Below are 18860 nucleotides of genomic sequence, written 5' to 3' on the forward strand. Positions count from 1 at the left end.
GCGTTTCACTCGCGGGTGAGCCGCCCCGCCGAGTGCACCCCCGGCTGGTACTTCGGCAGCCGGGCGGTGACCTTCATGCCCGCGCCGACGGCGGTCTCGATGACGAGGCCGTAGTCGTCGCCGTAGACCTGCCGGAGCCGGTCGTCGACGTTGGACAGCCCGATGCCGCCCGACGGGCTGACCTCCCCGGCGAGGATGCGGCGCAGCAGGTCGGGGTCCATTCCGGCGCCGTCGTCCTCGATCACCACGAGGGCCTCGGCGCCGGTGTCCTGGGCGGTGATGCTGATGTGGCACTTGTCGGCCTTGCCTTCGAGGCCGTGTTTGACGGCGTTCTCGACGAGCGGCTGGAGGCACAGGAAGGGGAGGGCGACCGGCAGTACCTCGGGGGCGATCTGGAGCGTGACGGAGAGGCGGTCGCCGAAGCGGGCCCGGACGAGCGCCAAGTAGTGGTCGATGGCGTGGAGTTCGTCGGCGAGGGTGGTGAAGTCGCCGTGCCGGCGGAACGAGTAGCGGGTGAAGTCGGCGAACTCCAGGAGCAGTTCGCGGGCGCGTTCGGGGTCCGTGCGGACGAACGAGGCGATCACCGCGAGCGAGTTGAAGATGAAGTGCGGGGAGATCTGGGCGCGCAGGGCCTTGATCTCGGCCTCGATGAGGCGGGTGCGGGACTGGTCCAGGTCGGCGAGTTCGAGTTGGACGGAGACCCAGCGGGCCACCTCACCGGCGGCGCGGACGAGGACGGCGGACTCGCGGGGCGCGCAGGCCACGAGGGCGCCGTGCACGCGGTCGTCGACCGTGAGGGGGGCGACCACGGCCCAGCGGACGGGGCAGTCGGGGGCGTCGCAGGTCAGGGGGAAGGCTTCGCCGCGGCCGGTCTCCAGGGGGCCGGTGAGGCGTTCCATGACCTCGGCGCGGTGATGGCCGCCCACACCGTCCCAGGCGAGGACGTGGGTGTCGTCGGTGAGGCACAGGGCGTCGGTGCCGAGCAGTGAGCGCAGCCTGCGGGCGGACTTGCGGGCCGTCTCCTCGGTGAGGCCGGCCCGCAGCGGGGGTGCGGCGAGGGACGCGGTGTGCAGGGTCTGGAAGGTGGCGTGCTCGACCGGGGTACCGAGACCGCCGAGGCTCTCGGGGCGGGCGGTACGTCGGCCGAGCCAGAAGCCCGCGGCGAGCAGCGGGAGCACGGCGACACAGAGCCCGGCGACGAAACCGCTCATGCCGCCGCCTCTCCCGGGCCGTCGCCCGCCCTCCGCAGACTGGCCCGCGCGTGCGCCGGGCCGACCAGGCGATCGCCCGTGGCCGTCCTGTCCGGCGGCAGCATCGGTCCAACGTCCGTCGGCCCTCGGCGGGACTCGTTCATGCCTTCACCTCCGCCCGTACTTCCTCCGGCAGATGGAACCGCGCCAGGATCGCCGCCGTCCCCGCCGGGACCCGGCTCGGGGTCGCCAGCGACACCAGGATCATCGTGAGGAAGCCCAGCGGCACCGACCACAGCGCGGGCCAGGCGAGCAGGGCGTGCAGCGGGCCCGCGCCGGGGAAGTCCGCCATGGTCGCGGCCACCGCCAGGAACGCCGAACCGCCGCCCACCAGCATCCCCGCCGCCGCACCGGGCGGAGTCAGCCGCCGCCACCAGATGCCGAGCACGAGCAGCGGGCAGAAGGACGACGCCGACACGGCGAAGGCCAGCCCCACCGAGTCCGCCACCGGCAGCCCGCCCACCAGCACGCTCGCCGCGAGCGGCGCGGCCATCGCGAGGACCGTGCCGAGCCGGAAGTGCCGCACGCCCCGCGCGGGCAGGACGTCCTGGGTGAGCACGCCCGCCACCGCCATGGTCAGCCCGGACGCCGTGGACAGGAACGCCGCGAAGGCCCCGCCCGCCACCAGCGCGCCGAGCAGGTCGCCGCCGACGCCCCCGATCATGCGCTCCGGCAGCAGCAGGACCGCCGCGTCCGCGTCGCCGGTGAGGGTGAGCTCGGGGGCGTAGATGCGGCCGAGGGCGCCGTACACCGGCGGCAGCAGGTAGAAGCCGCCGATCAGGGCGAGCACGGCGACCGTCGTGCGGCGGGCGGCGACTCCGTGCGGGCTGGTGTAGAAGCGGACGACGACGTGCGGCAGGCCCATGGTGCCGAGGAAGGTGGCGAGGATCAGCCCATAGGTGGCGTACAGCGGGCGTTCCGCACGGCTCTCGGCCCGCGACGGTGACATCCCGCCGCCGCTCGCGGAGTCGGCCCTGGGGACGGGGGTGCCCTTGTCGAAGGTGAGGCGGGTGCTCTGTTCGATGCGGTGGGTGCCGGCGGGCAGGTCGAGCCGCTGCTCCTCGTACGAGCGTCCGTCGACCGTGCCGCTGACCGTCACCGTCAGCGGGCTGTCGAGCCTGAGGTCGAGGGTGTCGTCGACGCGGACGACCCGCTGTTCGCGGAAGGCGGCCGGTTCGTCGAAGGCGTCGCGGGGGGCGCCGTCGCCCTGCCAGGCGAGGACGAGGAACAGGGCGGGGACCAGGAGGGCGGTGAGCTTGAGCCAGTACTGGAAGGCCTGCACGAACGTGATGCTGCGCATGCCGCCCGCCGCGACGATCGCGGTCACGACGACGGCGACGATGATCCCGCCGAGCGAGTCGGGCGCATCGGTCAGGACGGTCAACGTCAGCCCCGCGCCCTGCAGTTGGGGCAGCAGGTACAGCCAGCCGACGCCGACGACGAAGGCGCCGGCGAGCCGTCGTACCGCCGGGGAGGCGAGGCGGGCCTCGGCGAAGTCGGGCAGCGTGTAGGCGCCGGAGCGGCGGAGCGGGGCGGCGACGAACACGAGGAGCACCAGGTACCCGGCCGTGTAGCCGACCGGGTACCAGAGCATGTCCGGTCCCTGGACGAGGACCAGTCCCGCGATGCCCAGGAAGGACGCGGCGGAGAGGTACTCGCCGCTGATCGCGGCGGCGTTCAGGCGGGGGCCGACGGTGCGGGAGGCGACGTAGAAGTCGGAGGTGGTCCGGGATATCCGCAGGCCGAAGGCGCCGACGAGGACGGTCGCCAGGACGACGAGGGCGACGGCGGGGACGGCGTATCCGGAGTACACGGGACCAGGTCCTCAGCGGTCCTCGACCAGGCGGACGAAGTCCCGTTCGTTGCGTTCGGCGCGGCTGACGTACCAGCGGGCCAGCAGCACCAGGGGCGCGTACAGGCAGAAGCCGAGGACCAGCCACTCCAGCCGGCGGGCGTCGGGGGCGGTCGCGAACACCAGGGGCAGGGGGCCGACGAGCAGGACCAGGATCGCGAACACCGTGAGCGCGGCGCGCAGTTGGGTGCGCATCAGGGAGCGGACGTAGGTGTGGCCGAGGGTGGTCTGCTCGTCGATCTCGGTGCGCGGGCGGTAGTAGCCAAAGGCGCGGCCGGTGCGGCGGGGTGGGCCGGTGACGACGACGCGGCGTTCGGTGGGCTCCGGGGGCACGGTCACGACCTCCTCATGAGCAGGTCCCGCAGCTCGCGGGCGTGGCGGCGGCTGACCTGGAGTTCCTCGGTGCCGACCAGGACACTGACCGTGCCGGCGTCCAGTCGGAGCTCGCCGATGTGGCGCAGGGCGACCAGGTGGCGGCGGTGGATGCGGACGAAGCCGCGGGAGCGCCAGCGGTCCTCCAGGGTGGACAGCGGGATGCGGACCAGGTGGCTGCCCTTGCCGGTGTGCAGTCGGGCGTAGTCGCCCTGGGCCTCGACGTGGGTGATGTCGTCGACGGCGACGAAACGGGTGACGCCGCCGAGTTCGACGGGGATGTGGTCGGGGTCGGGCTCGTGCACGGGGATGCGCGGGGCGGTGCCGCGCTGCTCGGCGGCCCGGCGTACGGCTTCGGCGAGGCGTTCCTTGCGGACCGGTTTGAGGACGTAGTCGACCGCCTTGAGGTCGAAGGCCTGGACGGCGAAGTCCTCGTGCGCGGTGACGAACACGACCAGCGGGGGCCGGGCGAACCCGGTGAGCAGGCGGGCCAGGTCGAGGCCGTCGAGGCCGGGCATGTTGATGTCGAGGAAGACGACGTCGATGGCGTCGGGTCCGTCCGGTCCGGACTCCAGGGCGCGGGTGATCCGGCGCAGCGCCTCGGTCGCGTCGCCGGCGCCCTCGGCGCTGCCGATCCGCGGATCCGCGTTCAGCAGGTACACGAGTTCCTCGAGGGAGGGGCGTTCGTCGTCGACAGCCAGGGCGCGCAGCATGAACGTGGAGTCTAGGGGCGATTCGTACGCCTGCACACGGGCCGGACGTGGACGTATGCGCTGGATACAGTGCCGTTATGAACAGCAGGGCGGCGTCCTTCGACGAACTCGACCGGAAGATCATCACCGCGTTGATGGCGAACTCCCGGACGAGTTTCGCCGAGATCGGCGCGGCGATCGGGCTGTCCTCGACGGCCGTGAAGCGCCGGGTGGACCGGCTGCGGGAGACCGGCGTGATCACCGGGTTCACGGCGACCGTGGAGCCGTCGGCGCTGGGCTGGCGTACCGAGGCGTACGTCGAGGTGTACTGCGAGGGCGCGGCGCCGCCCCGCAGGCTGGCGGAGGTGGTGCGCGGGTATCCCGAGATCACGGCGGCGATGACGGTGACCGGCGGCGCGGACGCGCTGCTGCACGTGCGGGCGCGGGACGTGGAGCACTTCGAGGAGGTGCTGGAGCGGATCCGTACGGAGCCGTTCATCCGCAAGACGATCAGCGTGATGGTGCTGTCGCATCTGATCCCGGAGAGTCCGGAGGCGGGTGCGAGCCACCCCGCGCCGGAGCGCGCACCAGACGTGCGTTGAGGCGGAAAACTACGCAGCGATCCTGCGCGGACACGCAGCTTTTGTTTCTTGTCGGGCGTCTGCCCCGTTCCTACCGTGGTGTCACCCCCAGTCGACACCGCAGGAAGCGGAGGGACCCCTCTGTGTCCGAGACCCGTGTGCCGCGCCGGCGGCGCTTCCTCGTCTGCGAACCCAGACACTTCGCCGTGCAGTACGCGATCAACCCCTGGATGGACCCCGACGTCCGGGTCGACGTCGATCTCGCCCAGGAGCAGTGGCGGACGCTGATCCGCGCCTACGAGGACCACGGTCACACGGTCGAGACCGTGCCGCCGGTGCCCGGTCTGCCGGACATGGTCTTCGCCGCCAACGCGGCGGTCGTCGTCGACGGCCGCGTCTTCGGTTCCCTCTTCCACGCGCCGGAGCGGCGCCCCGAGTCCGGTTACTACGACACCTGGTTCAAGGCGGCGGGCTTCGACGTCTACCGCCCGGAGAACGTGTGCGAGGGCGAGGGCGACCTCGTCCCGACGGGCCGGTACGTGCTGGCCGGCACCGGTTTCCGCACCACCCGGGAGGCGCATCGCGAGGTGCAGGAGTTCCTCGGGGTGCCGGTGATCTCCCTGACCCTGGTGGACCCGTACTTCTACCACCTCGACACGGCGCTGTTCGTGCTCGACGAGGAGAACATCGCGTACTACCCGGACGCGTTCTCGCCCGGCAGCCGCGAGGTGCTCGCGCGGCTGTACCCGGACGCGGTGCTCGGCACCCGCCAGGACGCGATGGTGTTCGGGCTGAACTCCGTCTCCGACGGACGCCACGTCTTCGTCTCGCCCCGCGCCGAGGGCCTCGCCGCGCAGCTGGACGACCGCGGTTACGTGCCCGTCCCCGTGGATCTGTCGGAGTTCTACAAGGCCGGTGGGGGCATCAAGTGCTGCACTCAGGAGATTCGGGAGATCCGTTCATGACCGCACCCGCCCGTACCCGCGACTCCGCCGAGCTGATCCGCGCCGAGGAGCCGGTGCTCGCGCACAACTACCACCCGCTGCCGGTGGTCGTGGCCCGTGCCGAGGGCACCTGGGTGGAGGACGTCGAGGGCCGCCGCTACCTCGACATGCTGGCCGGCTACTCGGCCCTCAACTTCGGCCACCGCCACCCCGCCCTGATCGACGCGGCCCACCACCAGCTGGACCGGCTGACCCTGACCTCCCGGGCCTTCCACAACGACCGGCTCGCCGAGTTCGCCGAGCGGCTCGCCGAGCTGACCGGCCTGGACATGGTGCTGCCCATGAACACCGGCGCGGAGGCGGTCGAGAGCGGCATCAAGGTGGCCCGCAAATGGGCGTACGACGTGAAGGGCGTCCCCGCCGACCGGGCGACGATCGTGGTCGCGGCGGAGAACTTCCACGGCCGCACCACGACGATCGTGAGCTTCTCCACGGACGAGACGGCGCGGGCGGGGTTCGGCCCGTTCACACCGGGCTTCCGGATCGTGCCGTACAACGACCTCGCCGCGCTGGAGGCGGCTGTCGACGAGACGACCGCGGCAGTGCTGATCGAGCCGATCCAGGGCGAGGCGGGCGTGCTCATCCCGTCCGACGGCTATCTGGCCGGCGTGCGGGAGCTGACGCGGCGCGAGGGGTGCCTGTTCATCGCGGACGAGATCCAGTCGGGGCTCGGCCGTACGGGGCGGACACTCGCCGTCGAGCACGAGGGCGTCGTCCCCGATGTGCTGCTGCTCGGCAAGGCGCTGGGCGGGGGCATCGTGCCGGTGTCGGCGGTGGTCGCGCGCCGGGAGGTGCTCGGGGTGCTGCGGCCGGGTGAGCACGGTTCGACGTTCGGCGGCAACCCGCTGGCCGCCGCGGTCGGCACGGCGGTGGTCGAGCTGCTGGAGACGGGCGAGTTCCAGCGCCGGGCCGCTGAGCTGGGTGTGGAGCTCCGGGAGGGCCTTGAGGGGCTGGTCGGCAAGGGCGTCGTCGGCTTCCGGGCGCGGGGGCTGTGGGCGGGGGTCGACATCGACCCGGCGATCGGCACCGGGCGGGAGATCAGCGAACGCCTGATGCGTGAGGGCGTACTGGTCAAGGACACGCACGGCTCCACGATCCGCCTCGCGCCGCCGCTGACCGTCACGGCCGAGGAGCTGCGGTCGGCGGTTGGGGCGTTGGGGGCGGTGTTGGGGCAGGCCTGACGCGATGCCACCACGACCGCCCGCCCCCTCCCCCCGGCGGGCGGTCCCCCCACGCGGCAGCGCCGCCCCCGCAGGGGTGAAGATGGGGGCAAGAGGTGGTAGACCACTCTCAGCGACAGAGAGGTCAACCGTGGGCACATCCGAGGAGCGCGACGTCGACCGTCGGCGGTTCGACGTGGCGGACGCCGCTCCCGTGCTGCTCGACGCCCAGGGCGTGGTGACGAGCTGGACCAGGGACGCCCAGCGCCTGCTGGGGTACGCCCCCGCCGACGCCGTCGGCCGCGGCGTCGGCGAGCTGCTGATCCCCGAGGACGCGCCGCGCGTGCCGGAGCTGGTCGAGCGGTGCCGCAGGGACGGCGGCTGGGCGGGCCTGCTCACGGCCCGGCGCGAGGACGGGGTGCCGGTCCGGATGATGGTCCGGATCACCTCGGCGCTGGAGACGCGGGGCCCGTCCCGCTGGCTGGTGCTGATGTCGGAGCTGGCCGATGCCCCCGGGTGGGACATGAGCCGCCCCATGCTGGAACAGATGGTGGCCCGCTCCCCCGTCGGCATAGCGATCGTCGACACGAACCTGCGTTACGTCTGGTCGAACGCCGCCCTCGCCCAGTTCGGCGGTGGCCCGCCCAGCCACCGGCTGGGGCTGCGGCTCGCGGACATCCAGCCCGGCCTGGACTCCGAGTCGATCGAGGCGCAGATGCTGCACGTCCTCGCGACCGGCGAGTCGGTCGTCGACTTCGAGCACGTGGGCCACGTGCGGGCCGCCCCGTTCCGCGAGACCGCGCACATGATGTCGTTCACCCGGCTCGACGACGGCCACGGCCACCCCATGGGCGTGTACTACACCGTCGTCGACATCAGCGACCGGCACCGGGCCCGCCAGCGCCTTGCCCTGCTCGACCGGGCCGGCGAGCGCATCGGCCGCACCCTGGACATCACGCGGACCGCGCAGGAGCTGGCCGACGTGGCGGTGCCGGAGCTCGCCGACTTCGTGACCGTCGACCTCCTGGAGTCGGTGCTGCGCGGCGCGGAACCGGAATCCGGTCCGCCGCGCGACACGGACCGGGTGCGGCTGCGCCGCGTGGGTCACCGTTCGCTCGACCGGTCCGTCCCGGAGGCCGTCGTCGGGATCGGTGACGTGGCCTCGTACCTGGCCGGTTCGCCGCCGATCCGCAGCCTGGCAACGGGCACTTCCTGGTGCGAGGCCCGGCTGGACCCGCTCGCCGAGGAGTGGGCCGCCGAAGCGCGCGACGGCCGGCGGTCCATCTTCCTGGAGCTGGGCCTGCACAGCGCGATGATCGTGCCGATCCGTGCACGGGGTGTCACCCTGGGCATCACCACCCTCTTCCGGCGCCGCCGCCACGAGCCGTTCGACGAGGGCGACCTGAGCCTGGCCGAGGACCTCGTCTCCCGGGCGGCCGTGTGTGTGGACAACGCCCGGCGCTACACCCGCGAGCGGAACGCGGCCCTGGTGCTGCAGCGCAGCCTGTTGCCGCACCGGCTGCCGCAGCAGCAGGCCGTGGAGGTGACGGCCTGCTATCGGCCCGCCGACGAGCTGACCGGCCTCGGCGGGGACTGGTACGACCTGATCCCGCTGTCGGGGGCGCGCGTCGCCCTTGTGGTGGGCGAGGTCGCGGGGCACGGCATCCACGCGGCGGCGGCCATGGGGCGGCTGCGGACCGCCGTACGCACCCTCGCGGCGCTGGACCTGCCGCCGGAGGAGGTGCTCGCACACCTCGACGACCTGGTGGCCCGGGGCGCGCCCGAGGAGGGGGTCGTACCGGACGCGGGCGGGACCGAGAGCAGCCAGTGCGGGCCGCAGGGGGACGAGGCGGACAGCTCTCAGGCCGTCGGTTCCGGTTGCCTGTACGTCGTCTACGACCCGGTCGACGGCCGGTGCACGGTGGCCGCCGCCGGGCATCCCCCGCCGGCGCTGATCGGCCCGGACGGCAAGGTCACGTTCGTGGAGGTGCCGCAGGGGGCGCCCCTCGGCGTGGGCGGGCCGCCGTTCGAGTCGGTGGAGGTCAGGCCGGCCGAGGGCAGCACGTTCGTGCTGTACACCGACGGGCTGCTGGCCAGTGGCGACGAGGTCTGGGCGGTCGACGTGAGCCGGGACCGGCTGCGCGGTGCGCTGGAGCGGCCCGCGCCCTCGCTGGACGAGCGCTGCCGGGCGGTCGTCGACGCGCTGGTGCCCGCCCGCCCGCACGACGACGTGGCCCTGATCATGGCCCGCACCCGGCTGCTCGACGCCGACCAGGTGGCGAGCTGGGAGCTGCCCACCGATCCGGCCGTGGTCGCCGACGCCCGCAAGACGGCCTGCCGGCAGCTGTCGGAGTGGGGGCTCGACGAGCTGGCCTTCACCACCGAGCTGGTGGTGAGCGAGCTGGTCACCAACGCCATCCGGCACGCCACCGGCCCGATCCGGCTGCGGCTGATCAGGGCGGGCACGCTGGCCTGCGAGGTGTTCGACGGCGGCGCCACCGCGCCGCATCTGCGCCATCCGCGCACCACCGACGAGGGCGGGCGCGGGCTGCTGCTGGTCTCGCAGCTCACCCAGCGGTGGGGCACCCGCTTCGTCCCCGACGGCAAGGTCATCTGGGCGGAGCAGTCGCTGACCGGCTTTCCGGACTGACGCGGAAGGTCCGTTTCCGCCGGGCGTGGAAAACTGGTGGGACAGCGGTGGTGAGGCGGCAGCCATGAAGGATGCGGCGATCGACTACGAGGCGGTGTTCCAGGCCCTGCCGGGCATGGTCGCGCTGTTCACGCCCGAGCTGGTGTACGCGGACGCCAGCGAGGAGTTCCTGCGCATGACCGGGCGCCGCCGGGAGGATCTCGTCGGCCGCCATCTGTTCGACGTCTTCCCGGACAACCCCAACGACCCCGGCGCGACCGGCGTGCGCAATCTGAAGGCCTCGCTGTGCCGGGTGCTGGCCGGCGCCGAACGGGACGCCATGGCCATGCAGCGGTACGACCTGGAGTGCCCCGACCGGCCCGGGCAGTGGGAGGAGCGGTACTGGAGCCCCGTCAACGCGCCGGTCTTCGGCCCGGACGGGAAGGTCGCGCTGCTGGTGAGCCGGGTCCAGGAGGTCACCGAGCTGGTCCAGGCGCGCGGCGACCGCGGCGGGAGCAGGGCCCGGGTGCTGGAGGCCGAGCTGTACTCCCGCGCCCGCGAACTGCAGGAGCTCAACGAGCGGCTGCGTCTGGCGCACGCCCGGGAACGCGAGGTGGCGCTGGCGCTCCAGAAGGCGATGCTGCCCGCCCGCCGGCAGGCGGGCCACCAACGGGCGGCCGTGCGCTATCGGCCGGCGGTCGGCACGCTGCACGTGTGCGGGGACTGGTACGACATGGTCGACCTGGTGGGCGGCAACCGGATCGGCGTCTCGGTCGGCGACGTGGTCGGGCACGGTCTGGCCGCCGCGGGCGTGATGGGCCAGCTGCGCAGCGCGCTGAGCGCGGCCTCCCGGGTGGCGGAGGGACCGGCCCAGGCGCTCGACGTGCTGGGGCGGTACGCCCATGTCGTCGACGGTGCCGAGTCGGCCACGGCCGTGACGACGTTCATCGACTGCGACCGGCTGACCATCACCTACAGCAGCGCGGGTCATCTGCCACCGGTGCTGGTGCACCCCGACGGGCGCCCGGAGTTCCTCGACCGGGCCACCGATCCGCCGCTGGACGCCCGCCCCGACCCGCGGCCCCGCCCGCAGGCCGACACCACGTTCACCTCCGGCGCCACCCTCGCGCTGTACACCGACGGGCTGGTCGAACGCCGGCACGAGGACATCGACAAGGGCCTGACCCGCCTCGCCGAATCCCTCGTCCGGCACCGGGACGCGGATCCCGAGGAGCTGGCGGACGCCGTCCTGCTGGAACTCCTCCCGCCGGGCGGCGCGACCGACGACACGGCGCTGGTCATCGTGCGGCTCTGACGGTCAGGTTCCCAGTCTGCGCGCCAGGTCGCGCAGGTCCTTGCCGATCGACGAACGCACCTGCCGGGCCATGACGGGCGCGGCCATTCGGTAGAAGCCTCCGGCGTCGCCCCGCACCCGGATCCGGGCCAGCGTGCCGTCGGGGTGCGGGTCGAAGGAGTAGGTGACGTGCATGGGCAGCGGCCCCGCGACGGACACCATGTCCAGCAGCCGCGGCGGGTCGTACGCCGCGACGCGCAGGACGTAGTCGATCCGCCGCCCGAGGAAACGGGCCGTACGCGTCACCTCGGCGCCGACGCCGAAGCCGCCCGTGTCCGCCTCTCGGGTCAGCTCCGCCGTACGGATGCCCTGCGTCCACTCGTGGTCGTGACGCCAGTCCATGGCGTACCCGGCGACACGCTCGGGCGGCAGCCCGATGACGCGCTCCGCCGTCACGTCGATGGTCATGCCGGTCTCCGGGGTGTCTCGGCGGACGGTCAGCTCCACTCAGGATCCCGGCCACTGGCACCGAGCGCGCGGTGCAGAGCGGGGGCGTCGGCCGGCACGGGCACGGCCGGGCCGTAGCCCCCGTTGGTCCGGGCCTGCTCGGCGATCTGCTCGACCACGCCGAGCACGGCCTGCCCCGTACCGGCCCCGAGGGTGAACGGCCGGCCGGTGGCGCGCGCCAGGTCCCAGCCGTGCAGGGCGAGTTCCTCCAGCGTGACCGACGCGGCGAGGGCGGCGGGCATCTCACCGGGCCCGAAGTGCGTGCTGCCTTCGTACGCCGCCGGTTCGGCCCAGGCGGACGCGGCCAGCTCGGCCGCCTCGGCCACGGCGGCCGGCGACATCGCCGAAGGGCCGACGTCCTCCTGCGGCTCCTTGCGCGCCGCCCGCGCGGAGGACAGCAGGGTGCCGCCGAGGTGGTCGAGCAGCTCCGCGACGGTGAACTTCTCGCACGGCGTGCGGTCGGCCAGCTGCTCGGCACGGACGCCGGAGGTCAGGGCGACGACGGCGTAGGCGCACTCCCGGATGGCGGGGGGGATGGTGTTCATGGGTTCTGTCTCCTTTGTCTGAGTGACCCACGTTGCTTTAGTCGACACTAAAATGAACCCGCCGCGAAGCGCAAACTGTAGCGGCGACTAAAATGACGGGCATGGATGCGGTACGGGCGGTCGCCGAGCCCCGGCGGCGGGAGATTCTGCGGCTGGTGTGGGACGCGGAGCTGTCCGCGGGTGAGATCGCCGAGCGGTTCGACGTCACCTTCGGGGCCGTCTCCCAGCACCTCAAGGTGCTGCGGGACTCCGGCCTGGTTACGCTGCGCCAGGACGGCAGGAAACGCTTCTACCGGGCGGACCGCGAGGCCCTGGGCCCGCTGGCCGACTATCTGCAGTCGATGTGGGCCGCGAAACTCGACACGTTGGCCGGGCTGGCCGAAGCCGCAGCGGCGGCCGAGCGTTCGCGGCAGGACGAAGGGCAGGGATCGTGAACGCGAACGTGGTCACCGTGGAGCGGCGCATCGCCGCCCGGCCGGAAACGGTGTTCTCCTTCTTCACCGACCGGGACAAGTGGCTGGCCTGGATGGGCAAGGACGGCGAGTTCACGTTCGAGCCCGGCGGTGCCTACCGCACCAACGTCACCGGCGAGAACGTCGCCGAGGGCCGCTTCGTCGAGATCGACCCGCCCAAGCGGCTGGTCTTCACCTGGGGCTGGGCCGAGGGCGGGATGCCGATTCCGCCGGGCTCGACGACGGTCGAGATCACCCTGGAACCGGTGCCCGAGGGCACCCTGCTCCGCCTGGTCCACAGCGGCCTGCCCTCGCCCGAGGCGTCCGCCGCCCACGAGGAGGGCTGGACGCACTACACCGACCGGCTGGCCGTCGTCGCGACGGGCGGCGATCCGGGGCGCGACGACTGGGCGTGAGCCCGGGAGCCACCCCATGACCGGGCCGGGGCCGTACGCCGGCCCCGGCCCCGCACGCGTTAGGGCTTACGGCTTGCGCGCCACCGCCCCGTACATGGCGATGTCCTCGTCCCGGATCCCCTGCTCGCCCGTGCCGTCCGGGTGCCACTTGTGGACCTGGACGATGCCGGGTTCGACGAGTTCCAGACCGTCGAAGAACTCGTGGGCCTCGTCGATGGTGCGCAGTCGCATCGGCATGTTGCGGGCGGCGTACTCGCGGGCGACGCGGCCCACCTCCTCCGGCGCGAACTCGGCGGTGCCGATGGACATCGCCAGATAGCTTCCCGAGGGCAGGGGCTCCAGCAGGCGGCGGACGATGCCGACGGCGTCGTCCTCGTCGAGGATGAAGTGGACGATCGCGATCACGGTGAGCGCCACCGGCTGCGTGAGGTCCAGGGTCTCGCGCAGTTCGGGGGCGTCCAGGATGCTGCCGGGGTCGCGGAAGTCGGCCTCGATGTACGAGGTACGGCCCTCGGGGGTGCTGGCCAGCAGGCCCTGGGAGAGGGTGAGGACGATGGGGTCGTTGTCGACGTAGACGACGCGCGACTCGGGCGCCACCGCCTGGGCGATCTCGTGAAGGTTGGGCGAGGTGGGGATGCCGGTGCCGATGTCGAGGAACTGGCGCACGCCCGCCTCCTCGGCGAGCCGGCGCACGGCGCGGTTCATCCAGTCGCGGTTGGCCCGCATGTGGATGGGCAGGGCGGGCCACTCCCCGGACATGGCGTCGCCCGCCTCCTTGTCCGCGGGGTAGTAGTCCTTGCCGCCCAGGATGTAGTCGTAGATCCGCGCCGAGTGCGCGTTCTCGGTGTCGATGCGCTCGGCCGGCCATCCGTTGTCAGGCAACGCCGTGTCTCCCATTCGGGTCGGGGGTCTGTGGGGAAGGTCTGTGGGGAACGCTCAGCAAGAGCAAGGTGGTTGACCGCAGGTCAGAGCAGGAAGTCGGCCTCACCCGCCTTCACGCCCGTGAGGAAGCTCGACACCTCCAGGGGCGTGAAGACCAGGGCCGGCCCCTCGGGGTCGGTCGACTGGCGGACGGCGACCCGCCCGTCGTCGAGTTTCAGTACCTCCACGCAGGCGCCTCCGGCGTCGTCGCTCCACGGCTTGGACCAGCCGCGTGCGCCCAGTTCGGGGGCCGGCATGCCGTTGCGTATGGGGTGGTGCACGTCAGAGCTCCTTGCGAATCGCGCCGAGGTGGGCCTCGGTCTTGCCGGCGGGCGCCGCCTGGGCGCCCAGCCGGTCCAGGGCCTCGCGATACACCACGACGTCGTCGCTCTTGTCCAGGTAGACGGCGCCCACCAGGCCGTTGAGATAGACGATGTCGGGCAGTTCGCGCGCCCGGAACCGGAAGAGGTGGAACGCGCCCGCCCGCATCGCCGGGTGCGGCCCGTTCGCGAACCGCATGATCTGCAGGGTCACATGCGGCAGCCGGTTCACCTCGATCAGATGGTCGACCTGCGCGCGCATCACGTCCGCGCCGCCGACCGGCCAGCGCAGCACGGTCTCGTCCATCACGACCCACAGCCGCGGCGGCGCCGCACGGGTGAGCAGTTCCTGGCGCCGCATCCGCAGCGCCACCCGACGCTCGGTCGCCTCGGCAGCGGCGTGCGGATTGCCGGCGCCGAGCAGGGCCCGGGCGTAGCGCTCCGTCTGCAGCAGGCCGTGCACGAACTGGTTCTCGTAGGCGCGGATCTGCAACGCCGCCTGCTCCAGACTCAGATACGCGGCGAACCAGTCCGGCAGGACGTCACGGTAGGTGTGCCACCAGCCGCGCTTGTTGGCCTCCCGGACCGACTTCAGGAACGTGTCGATCTCCTGCTGGTCCGTCACGCCGTAGATCTGGAGCAGTTTCTCGGCGTCCGGGAGCCGGAGCCGGGCCACCTTGGCGGCCTCCATCCGGCGGATCGTGGAGTGACTGACACCGATGGCCGCGCCCGCCTGCTCGTACGTCAGTCCGGCCCGGGTGCGCAGCTCCTCCAGCTGTCTGCCGAGGATCATGCGCAGCACGGAGGGGGCGCCGCCCCAGTCGGTTTCCGCGGTCACGCCCCACCCCCTCACGCCGTCAGCTCCGGGGCCACCGTCTCATCCACGGCCACCGTCTCACGCGGTCAGTTTCAGAGTGCCATTCGATCATTTTCCGGCTGGAGCAGCATGCACTTGGCCAAGTGCAAATTTCAACTTGCCGCTTGCGAGGGGTTGTCGGCGGGTGCCACAGTGGACTCACTGTCCCCGGCCCGACGAACGCCGGGACGGACCGGTCCAGTTGGGGGAGACCGGGCCGCAACTCGCCGTTCTCAGACGCGGGTTGTCATAGGACGCACATGGCAGACGAAAGGCGTACGGCGATGGCTCCGCCCTCCCTCCCCCACCCGCTGGACCGACTGCCCGGGAACGAACTCCCCGACCGCCTGCCCACCGCACGACAGGCCCTCCGCCTGTCCGGCGCCGATCCCTTCGGCCGACTGCCCGGCTCGGAGCACACGCTCCGGGCGCCGTCGAAGGCGACGCGCTCCCCCCAGTCACCCGGGGGCGAGTTCACCGGTCGACTCCCTGGGCCGAGAGGCCTCGACCGGCTCGCCTCCGGGGACCAGCCCGCCCACCGGGCCCACACGTTCGTCCTGCCGGCGGCCCCGGAGTCGGTGGCCGCCGCCCGCCGCACCGTGCGCGAGACGCTGACCTCGTGGCACACCCGCCCCGACGACCTCGACAACGCCGTCCTCGTGACCTCCGAGCTCGTCACCAACGCGGTCACCCACTCGGGCAGCGAGCGGATCGTGTGCCGGCTGCACAGCACCGGGGACCGGCTGCGCATCGAGGTCGAGGACCAGAACCTCGGACCCACCCTCCCGGTGTCCCGGCAGGCCTGCCCCGACGACCAGAACGGCCGCGGGCTCCTCCTGGTCGAGGCCGTCTGCGACGACTGGGGAGTGCGGCCCGCCCCGAACCGCTCCGGACGCGTCGTCTGGGCCGACCTGACGACGCCCCACCACCGACCCGCCCCCGCCGCACCCCCCGCCCGGCCCGTCCCCCACTCGGCCGAAGGATCCGTCCCCCATGCTCCGACCGCACAGCCCTGACCCGCACCCGCCCCGCCGCACGGCGACGCTCCACCCCACGCCCGTCCGGCGCGACCACCCCCGGCTCCCGATCCCCCCACAGCTCCTCACGCCCCTCGGACACGACGCCGTGGGCACCCCTCGGGAACACGGCGAGAGCATCCGTGACTCCCTCCCCCGCGTCGGCTGTGTCTTCGCCGACGACCGGCACTGGTGGTGGATCGTCCCGTCCGGCTCCCACATCGGCATCACCTGGCCGCCGAGCACCGCGTACGCGATCGGTTCCGGGATGCGCGACCCGTCCTGGACCGCCACCCGCCCGAAACCGGGCACGACCCATCCGCGCCTGATCCACGCCCCCGTGGACGGCTCGCCGTACACCCCGCCGATACCGCTGTACTTCCTCACGTGCCGGCTCACCGGCAGCAGCCCGCGCTGGTCGCTCGGCGCCACCGGCTGAACCGCCCCGGGACGGCCCACTCCCTCGGGTCGTACCGGTTTCCCCCCATCCCGCCCGCGCCTACACTGACACCTCACGACGTGCTGGTTGACCTGCGAGAACGCCGCGGTGCGCCGAACCGACGGAGTGAGGAGCCACCCGTTGTTCTACTACCTGCTCAAATACGTCCTTCTCGGGCCGCTGCTCAGACTGGTCTTCCGACCTCGGATCGAGGGCCTGGAGCACGTGCCGTCCTCGGGCGCGGCGATCGTCGCGGGCAACCATCTGTCGTTCTCGGACCATTTCCTGATGCCGGCGATCCTCAAGCGCCGGATCACCTTCCTCGCGAAGGCCGAGTACTTCACCGGCCCCGGGATCAAGGGCCGGCTGACGGCCGCCTTCTTCCGCAGCGCCGGGCAGATCCCGGTCGACCGCTCCGGAAAGGACGCCGGCCAGGCCGCGATCCGCGAGGGTCTCGGGGTGCTGCGCAAGGGCGAACTGCTCGGCATCTACCCGGAGGGCACCCGCTCGCACGACGGCCGCCTCTACAAGGGCAAGGTCGGTGTCGCGGTGATGGCCCTCAAGGCCGGGGTCCCGGTCGTCCCGTGCGCGATGATCGGCACCTTCGAGGCCCAGCCGCCGGGCAAGGTCGTCCCGCGTATCCACCCCGTGGTCATCCGCTTCGGCGAACCCCTCGACTTCTCCCGCTACGCCGGCATGGAGAACGAGAAGGCCGTCCTGCGCGCCATCACCGACGAGATCATGTACGCCATCCTGACGCTGTCCGAGCAGGAGTACGTCGACCAGTACGCGGCCGTCGTGAAGGCGGAGACGGCGCCGAAGGCGGACCAGCGGGAGCGCCGGTTCCGCCGGATGCCGCTCAGCTGACCTCTGCGACGCCGAATGGAGAAGGGCGGCCGGCTGATGCGCCGGCCGCCCCTGGAACCGTATGAGCGCCGGTTACGGCTTGGGCGTGGCGTGCGGGGCGCAGGTCACGTCCTTGGAGTCGAGCTCGCCCTGGAGCAGATAGGCGTCCACCCGGTCGTTGACGCAGGAGTTGACCAGCCCGGTCACACCGTGCGACCCGGCGTCCTTCTCGGTGATGAGCCGCGAGCCCTTGAACCGCTTGTGCAGCTCAACGGCTCCCTCGTACGGCGTCGCAGCGTCCCGCTCGGCCTGGACGATCAGCACCGGTGGCAGCCCCTTGCCGGTCCTCACGTCCAGCGGGGTGTTCTGCTTGACGGGCCAGGTGGCGCACGGCAGGTTCAGCCAGGCGTTGGCCCACGTCATGAACGGGTGGTCGCGGTGCAGCCGGGTGTTGTCGCGGTCCCACTTCCGCCAGCTGGTGGGCCACTTGGCGTCGGCGCACTCGACGGCGGTGTAGACGGCGTTGCCGTTCTCGGCGGAGGCGTTGCCCGCGGTGTCGGACAGGTCGGGGGCGGCCGCGTCGACGAGGGCCTGGGTGTCACCGGCGACGTACTTGCTGAACACGGTGGCGACCGGCACCCACGAGGAGTCGTAGTACGGGGCGCTCTGGAAGAAGCCGATCAGCTCCGCCGGACCGACCACGCCGCCGATGGGGTTCTTCTTCGCGGTGGCCCGCAGCTGAAGCCACTTGTCCTGGACCTCGGCGCGGGTGCCGCCCAGGTGGAAGGTGGCGTCGTTCTTGGCGACCCAGTCCTGCCAGTCCTGCCAGCGGGTCTCGAAGGCGACGTCCTGGTCCAGGTTGGCCTGGTACCAGATCTTCTCCCGCGACGGGTTGACGACGCTGTCGACGACCATCCGGCGGACGTGGCCAGGGAAGAGGGTGCCGTAGACCGCGCCGAGGTAGGTGCCGTAGGAGACGCCGAGGAAGTTGAGCTGCTTCTCGCCGAGCGCGGCGCGGATGACGTCCAGGTCGCGTGCGGTGTTCGGCGTCGTCATGTGGGGCAGCATCTCGCCGCTGCGCTCGTAGCAGCCCTCGGCGTACTCGCGGGCCAGCTTCCGCTGGGCGCGCTTGTCGGCCTCGGAGTCGGGCACCGGGTCCAGCTTGGGCGCCTTGACGAACTCCTGCGGGTCGACGCAGGAGATGGGCGCCGACTTGCCGACGCCTCGCGGGTCGAAGCCCACGAAGTCGTAGGCCTTGGCCACCTTCGCCCAGACCGCGTTGTTGGTGGTGACCCGGCGCGGGAAGCGCAGCCCGGAGCCGCCGGGGCCACCCGGGTTGTAGACGAGGGCACCGAGGCGCTCGTCCTCGGTGCCGGTGTTGCCGATGCGGTCGACGGCGAGCTTGATCTGCTTGCCGTAGGGCTTGGCGTAGTCGAGCGGCACGGAGACCCAGCCGCACTGGATCGGCTTCTCCAGCCCCCAGTCGGCGGGGCAGTCCTGCCAGTCGATCCCGGCCTGGGCGGCGCGGGCCGCGGCGACCTCGACGCCCCAGGCCTCGCGGTCCTGACCGTGGCGGGCCTGGTCGGGGCTCGCGCTGGCGGTGGGCGCGGCCACCGCGCCGGCTATCAGGGTCGCCGCGACGAGCAGTCCGGCCGAACCGACCGCCGCCGTCCGCCTCTTCGGTCTGATGTCCCTCAAGTGGGGCCTC

The 18860-nt window shown here is 72.4% G+C and carries 20 protein-coding genes; 10 read left to right on the top strand and 10 right to left on the bottom strand.

Features of this window, described 5'->3' with window-relative positions; genetic code table 11:
• Positions 1 to 5: 5 nt before the first annotated feature.
• The 4 genes from I2W78_RS37355 to I2W78_RS37370 form a co-directional block, all read right to left on the bottom strand.
• The gene (locus I2W78_RS37355; protein ID WP_196465172.1) at positions 6 to 1211 is read right to left on the bottom strand and encodes a sensor histidine kinase; all 1206 of its coding nucleotides are present in this window, start codon (positions 1209 to 1211) and stop codon (positions 6 to 8) included.
• 139 nt (positions 1212 to 1350) lie between these two features.
• Positions 1351 to 3063 carry a sodium/solute symporter gene (locus tag I2W78_RS37360; RefSeq protein ID WP_196465173.1) on the bottom strand — a complete coding sequence of 571 codons (1713 nt, stop codon included), beginning with the start codon at positions 3061 to 3063 and terminating at the stop codon, positions 1351 to 1353.
• 12 nt (positions 3064 to 3075) lie between these two features.
• Positions 3076 to 3435 carry a hypothetical protein gene (locus I2W78_RS37365; protein ID WP_196465230.1) on the bottom strand — a complete coding sequence of 120 codons (360 nt, stop codon included), beginning with the start codon at positions 3433 to 3435 and terminating at the stop codon, positions 3076 to 3078.
• 2 nt (positions 3436 to 3437) lie between these two features.
• Positions 3438 to 4187 carry a LytR/AlgR family response regulator transcription factor gene (locus I2W78_RS37370; RefSeq protein ID WP_196465174.1) on the bottom strand — a complete coding sequence of 250 codons (750 nt, stop codon included), beginning with the start codon at positions 4185 to 4187 and terminating at the stop codon, positions 3438 to 3440.
• A 77-nt stretch (positions 4188 to 4264) separates the two neighbouring features.
• Between I2W78_RS37370 and I2W78_RS37375 the strand changes: the two genes are divergently transcribed.
• The 5 genes from I2W78_RS37375 to I2W78_RS37395 all read left to right on the top strand — a co-directional run bounded on the left by I2W78_RS37375 (position 4265) and on the right by I2W78_RS37395 (position 10855).
• The gene (locus I2W78_RS37375) at positions 4265 to 4768 is read left to right on the top strand and encodes an Lrp/AsnC family transcriptional regulator (protein ID WP_196465175.1); all 504 of its coding nucleotides are present in this window, start codon (positions 4265 to 4267) and stop codon (positions 4766 to 4768) included.
• 122 nt (positions 4769 to 4890) lie between these two features.
• Positions 4891 to 5712 (top strand): dimethylargininase, encoded by an 822-nt coding sequence (gene ddaH / locus I2W78_RS37380; RefSeq protein WP_196465176.1) that lies wholly within the window; start codon positions 4891 to 4893, stop codon positions 5710 to 5712.
• Complete coding sequence (gene rocD, locus I2W78_RS37385) at positions 5709 to 6932, top strand: ornithine--oxo-acid transaminase (protein ID WP_196465177.1); 1224 nt, start codon at positions 5709 to 5711, stop codon at positions 6930 to 6932. Before ddaH ends, rocD begins: the two co-directional genes overlap by 4 nt.
• Before the next feature lie 130 nt (positions 6933 to 7062).
• Positions 7063 to 9561: a SpoIIE family protein phosphatase gene (locus I2W78_RS37390; RefSeq protein ID WP_196465178.1), complete on the top strand. Its 2499-nt coding sequence runs from the start codon at positions 7063 to 7065 to the stop codon at positions 9559 to 9561.
• 64 nt (positions 9562 to 9625) lie between these two features.
• Entirely contained in the window at positions 9626 to 10855 is a 1230-nt protein-coding gene (locus tag I2W78_RS37395; protein WP_196465179.1) for a PP2C family protein-serine/threonine phosphatase, read from the top strand.
• A gap of 3 nt (positions 10856 to 10858) precedes the next feature.
• Here the strand turns inward: I2W78_RS37395 and I2W78_RS37400 are convergent, their stop codons facing one another.
• Both I2W78_RS37400 and I2W78_RS37405 read right to left on the bottom strand, forming a co-directional pair.
• Positions 10859 to 11302 (bottom strand): SRPBCC family protein, encoded by a 444-nt coding sequence (locus I2W78_RS37400; protein ID WP_196465180.1) that lies wholly within the window; start codon positions 11300 to 11302, stop codon positions 10859 to 10861.
• A 29-nt stretch (positions 11303 to 11331) separates the two neighbouring features.
• Positions 11332 to 11886, bottom strand: coding sequence for a TIGR03086 family metal-binding protein (locus I2W78_RS37405; RefSeq protein ID WP_196465181.1), 555 nt, complete (start codon positions 11884 to 11886; stop codon positions 11332 to 11334).
• A 101-nt stretch (positions 11887 to 11987) separates the two neighbouring features.
• Here I2W78_RS37405 and I2W78_RS37410 point away from each other — a divergent pair, with 101 nt between their 5' ends.
• Together I2W78_RS37410 and I2W78_RS37415 are read left to right on the top strand one after the other, a co-directional pair.
• A complete protein-coding gene (locus tag I2W78_RS37410; protein WP_196465182.1) occupies positions 11988 to 12320 on the top strand; it encodes an ArsR/SmtB family transcription factor in 333 nt (110 codons plus the stop codon).
• A complete protein-coding gene (locus I2W78_RS37415) occupies positions 12317 to 12754 on the top strand; it encodes an SRPBCC family protein (RefSeq protein ID WP_196465183.1) in 438 nt (145 codons plus the stop codon). The genes I2W78_RS37410 and I2W78_RS37415 overlap by 4 nt, the downstream gene beginning before the upstream one ends.
• 66 nt (positions 12755 to 12820) lie before the next feature.
• On the opposite strand, the gene I2W78_RS37420 is transcribed toward I2W78_RS37415, so the two are convergent.
• From I2W78_RS37420 to I2W78_RS37430, 3 genes are all read right to left on the bottom strand, one after another.
• Positions 12821 to 13636 (bottom strand): SAM-dependent methyltransferase, encoded by an 816-nt coding sequence (locus I2W78_RS37420; protein ID WP_196465184.1) that lies wholly within the window; start codon positions 13634 to 13636, stop codon positions 12821 to 12823.
• An 83-nt stretch (positions 13637 to 13719) separates the two neighbouring features.
• Positions 13720 to 13932 (bottom strand): DUF397 domain-containing protein, encoded by a 213-nt coding sequence (locus I2W78_RS37425; RefSeq protein WP_180687759.1) that lies wholly within the window; start codon positions 13930 to 13932, stop codon positions 13720 to 13722.
• Between the two features lie 25 nt (positions 13933 to 13957).
• Complete coding sequence (locus tag I2W78_RS37430; protein ID WP_196465185.1) at positions 13958 to 14833, bottom strand: helix-turn-helix domain-containing protein; 876 nt, start codon at positions 14831 to 14833, stop codon at positions 13958 to 13960.
• A 278-nt stretch (positions 14834 to 15111) separates the two neighbouring features.
• Between I2W78_RS37430 and I2W78_RS37435 the strand changes: the two genes are divergently transcribed.
• From I2W78_RS37435 to I2W78_RS37445, 3 genes are all read left to right on the top strand, one after another.
• The gene (locus I2W78_RS37435; RefSeq protein WP_230886998.1) at positions 15112 to 15867 is read left to right on the top strand and encodes an ATP-binding protein; all 756 of its coding nucleotides are present in this window, start codon (positions 15112 to 15114) and stop codon (positions 15865 to 15867) included.
• Complete coding sequence (locus I2W78_RS37440) at positions 15845 to 16306, top strand: hypothetical protein (protein WP_196465186.1); 462 nt, start codon at positions 15845 to 15847, stop codon at positions 16304 to 16306. Before I2W78_RS37435 ends, I2W78_RS37440 begins: the two co-directional genes overlap by 23 nt.
• A 141-nt stretch (positions 16307 to 16447) precedes the next feature.
• Positions 16448 to 17173 (top strand): lysophospholipid acyltransferase family protein, encoded by a 726-nt coding sequence (locus tag I2W78_RS37445; RefSeq protein WP_196465187.1) that lies wholly within the window; start codon positions 16448 to 16450, stop codon positions 17171 to 17173.
• 72 nt (positions 17174 to 17245) lie between these two features.
• On the opposite strand, the gene I2W78_RS37450 is transcribed toward I2W78_RS37445, so the two are convergent.
• Positions 17246 to 18850 carry an alpha/beta hydrolase gene (locus I2W78_RS37450; protein WP_196465188.1) on the bottom strand — a complete coding sequence of 535 codons (1605 nt, stop codon included), beginning with the start codon at positions 18848 to 18850 and terminating at the stop codon, positions 17246 to 17248.
• Positions 18851 to 18860 lie beyond the last annotated feature (10 nt).

The organism is Streptomyces spinoverrucosus, from assembly GCF_015712165.1.
Lineage (GTDB): Bacteria > Actinomycetota > Actinomycetes > Streptomycetales > Streptomycetaceae > Streptomyces > Streptomyces spinoverrucosus_A.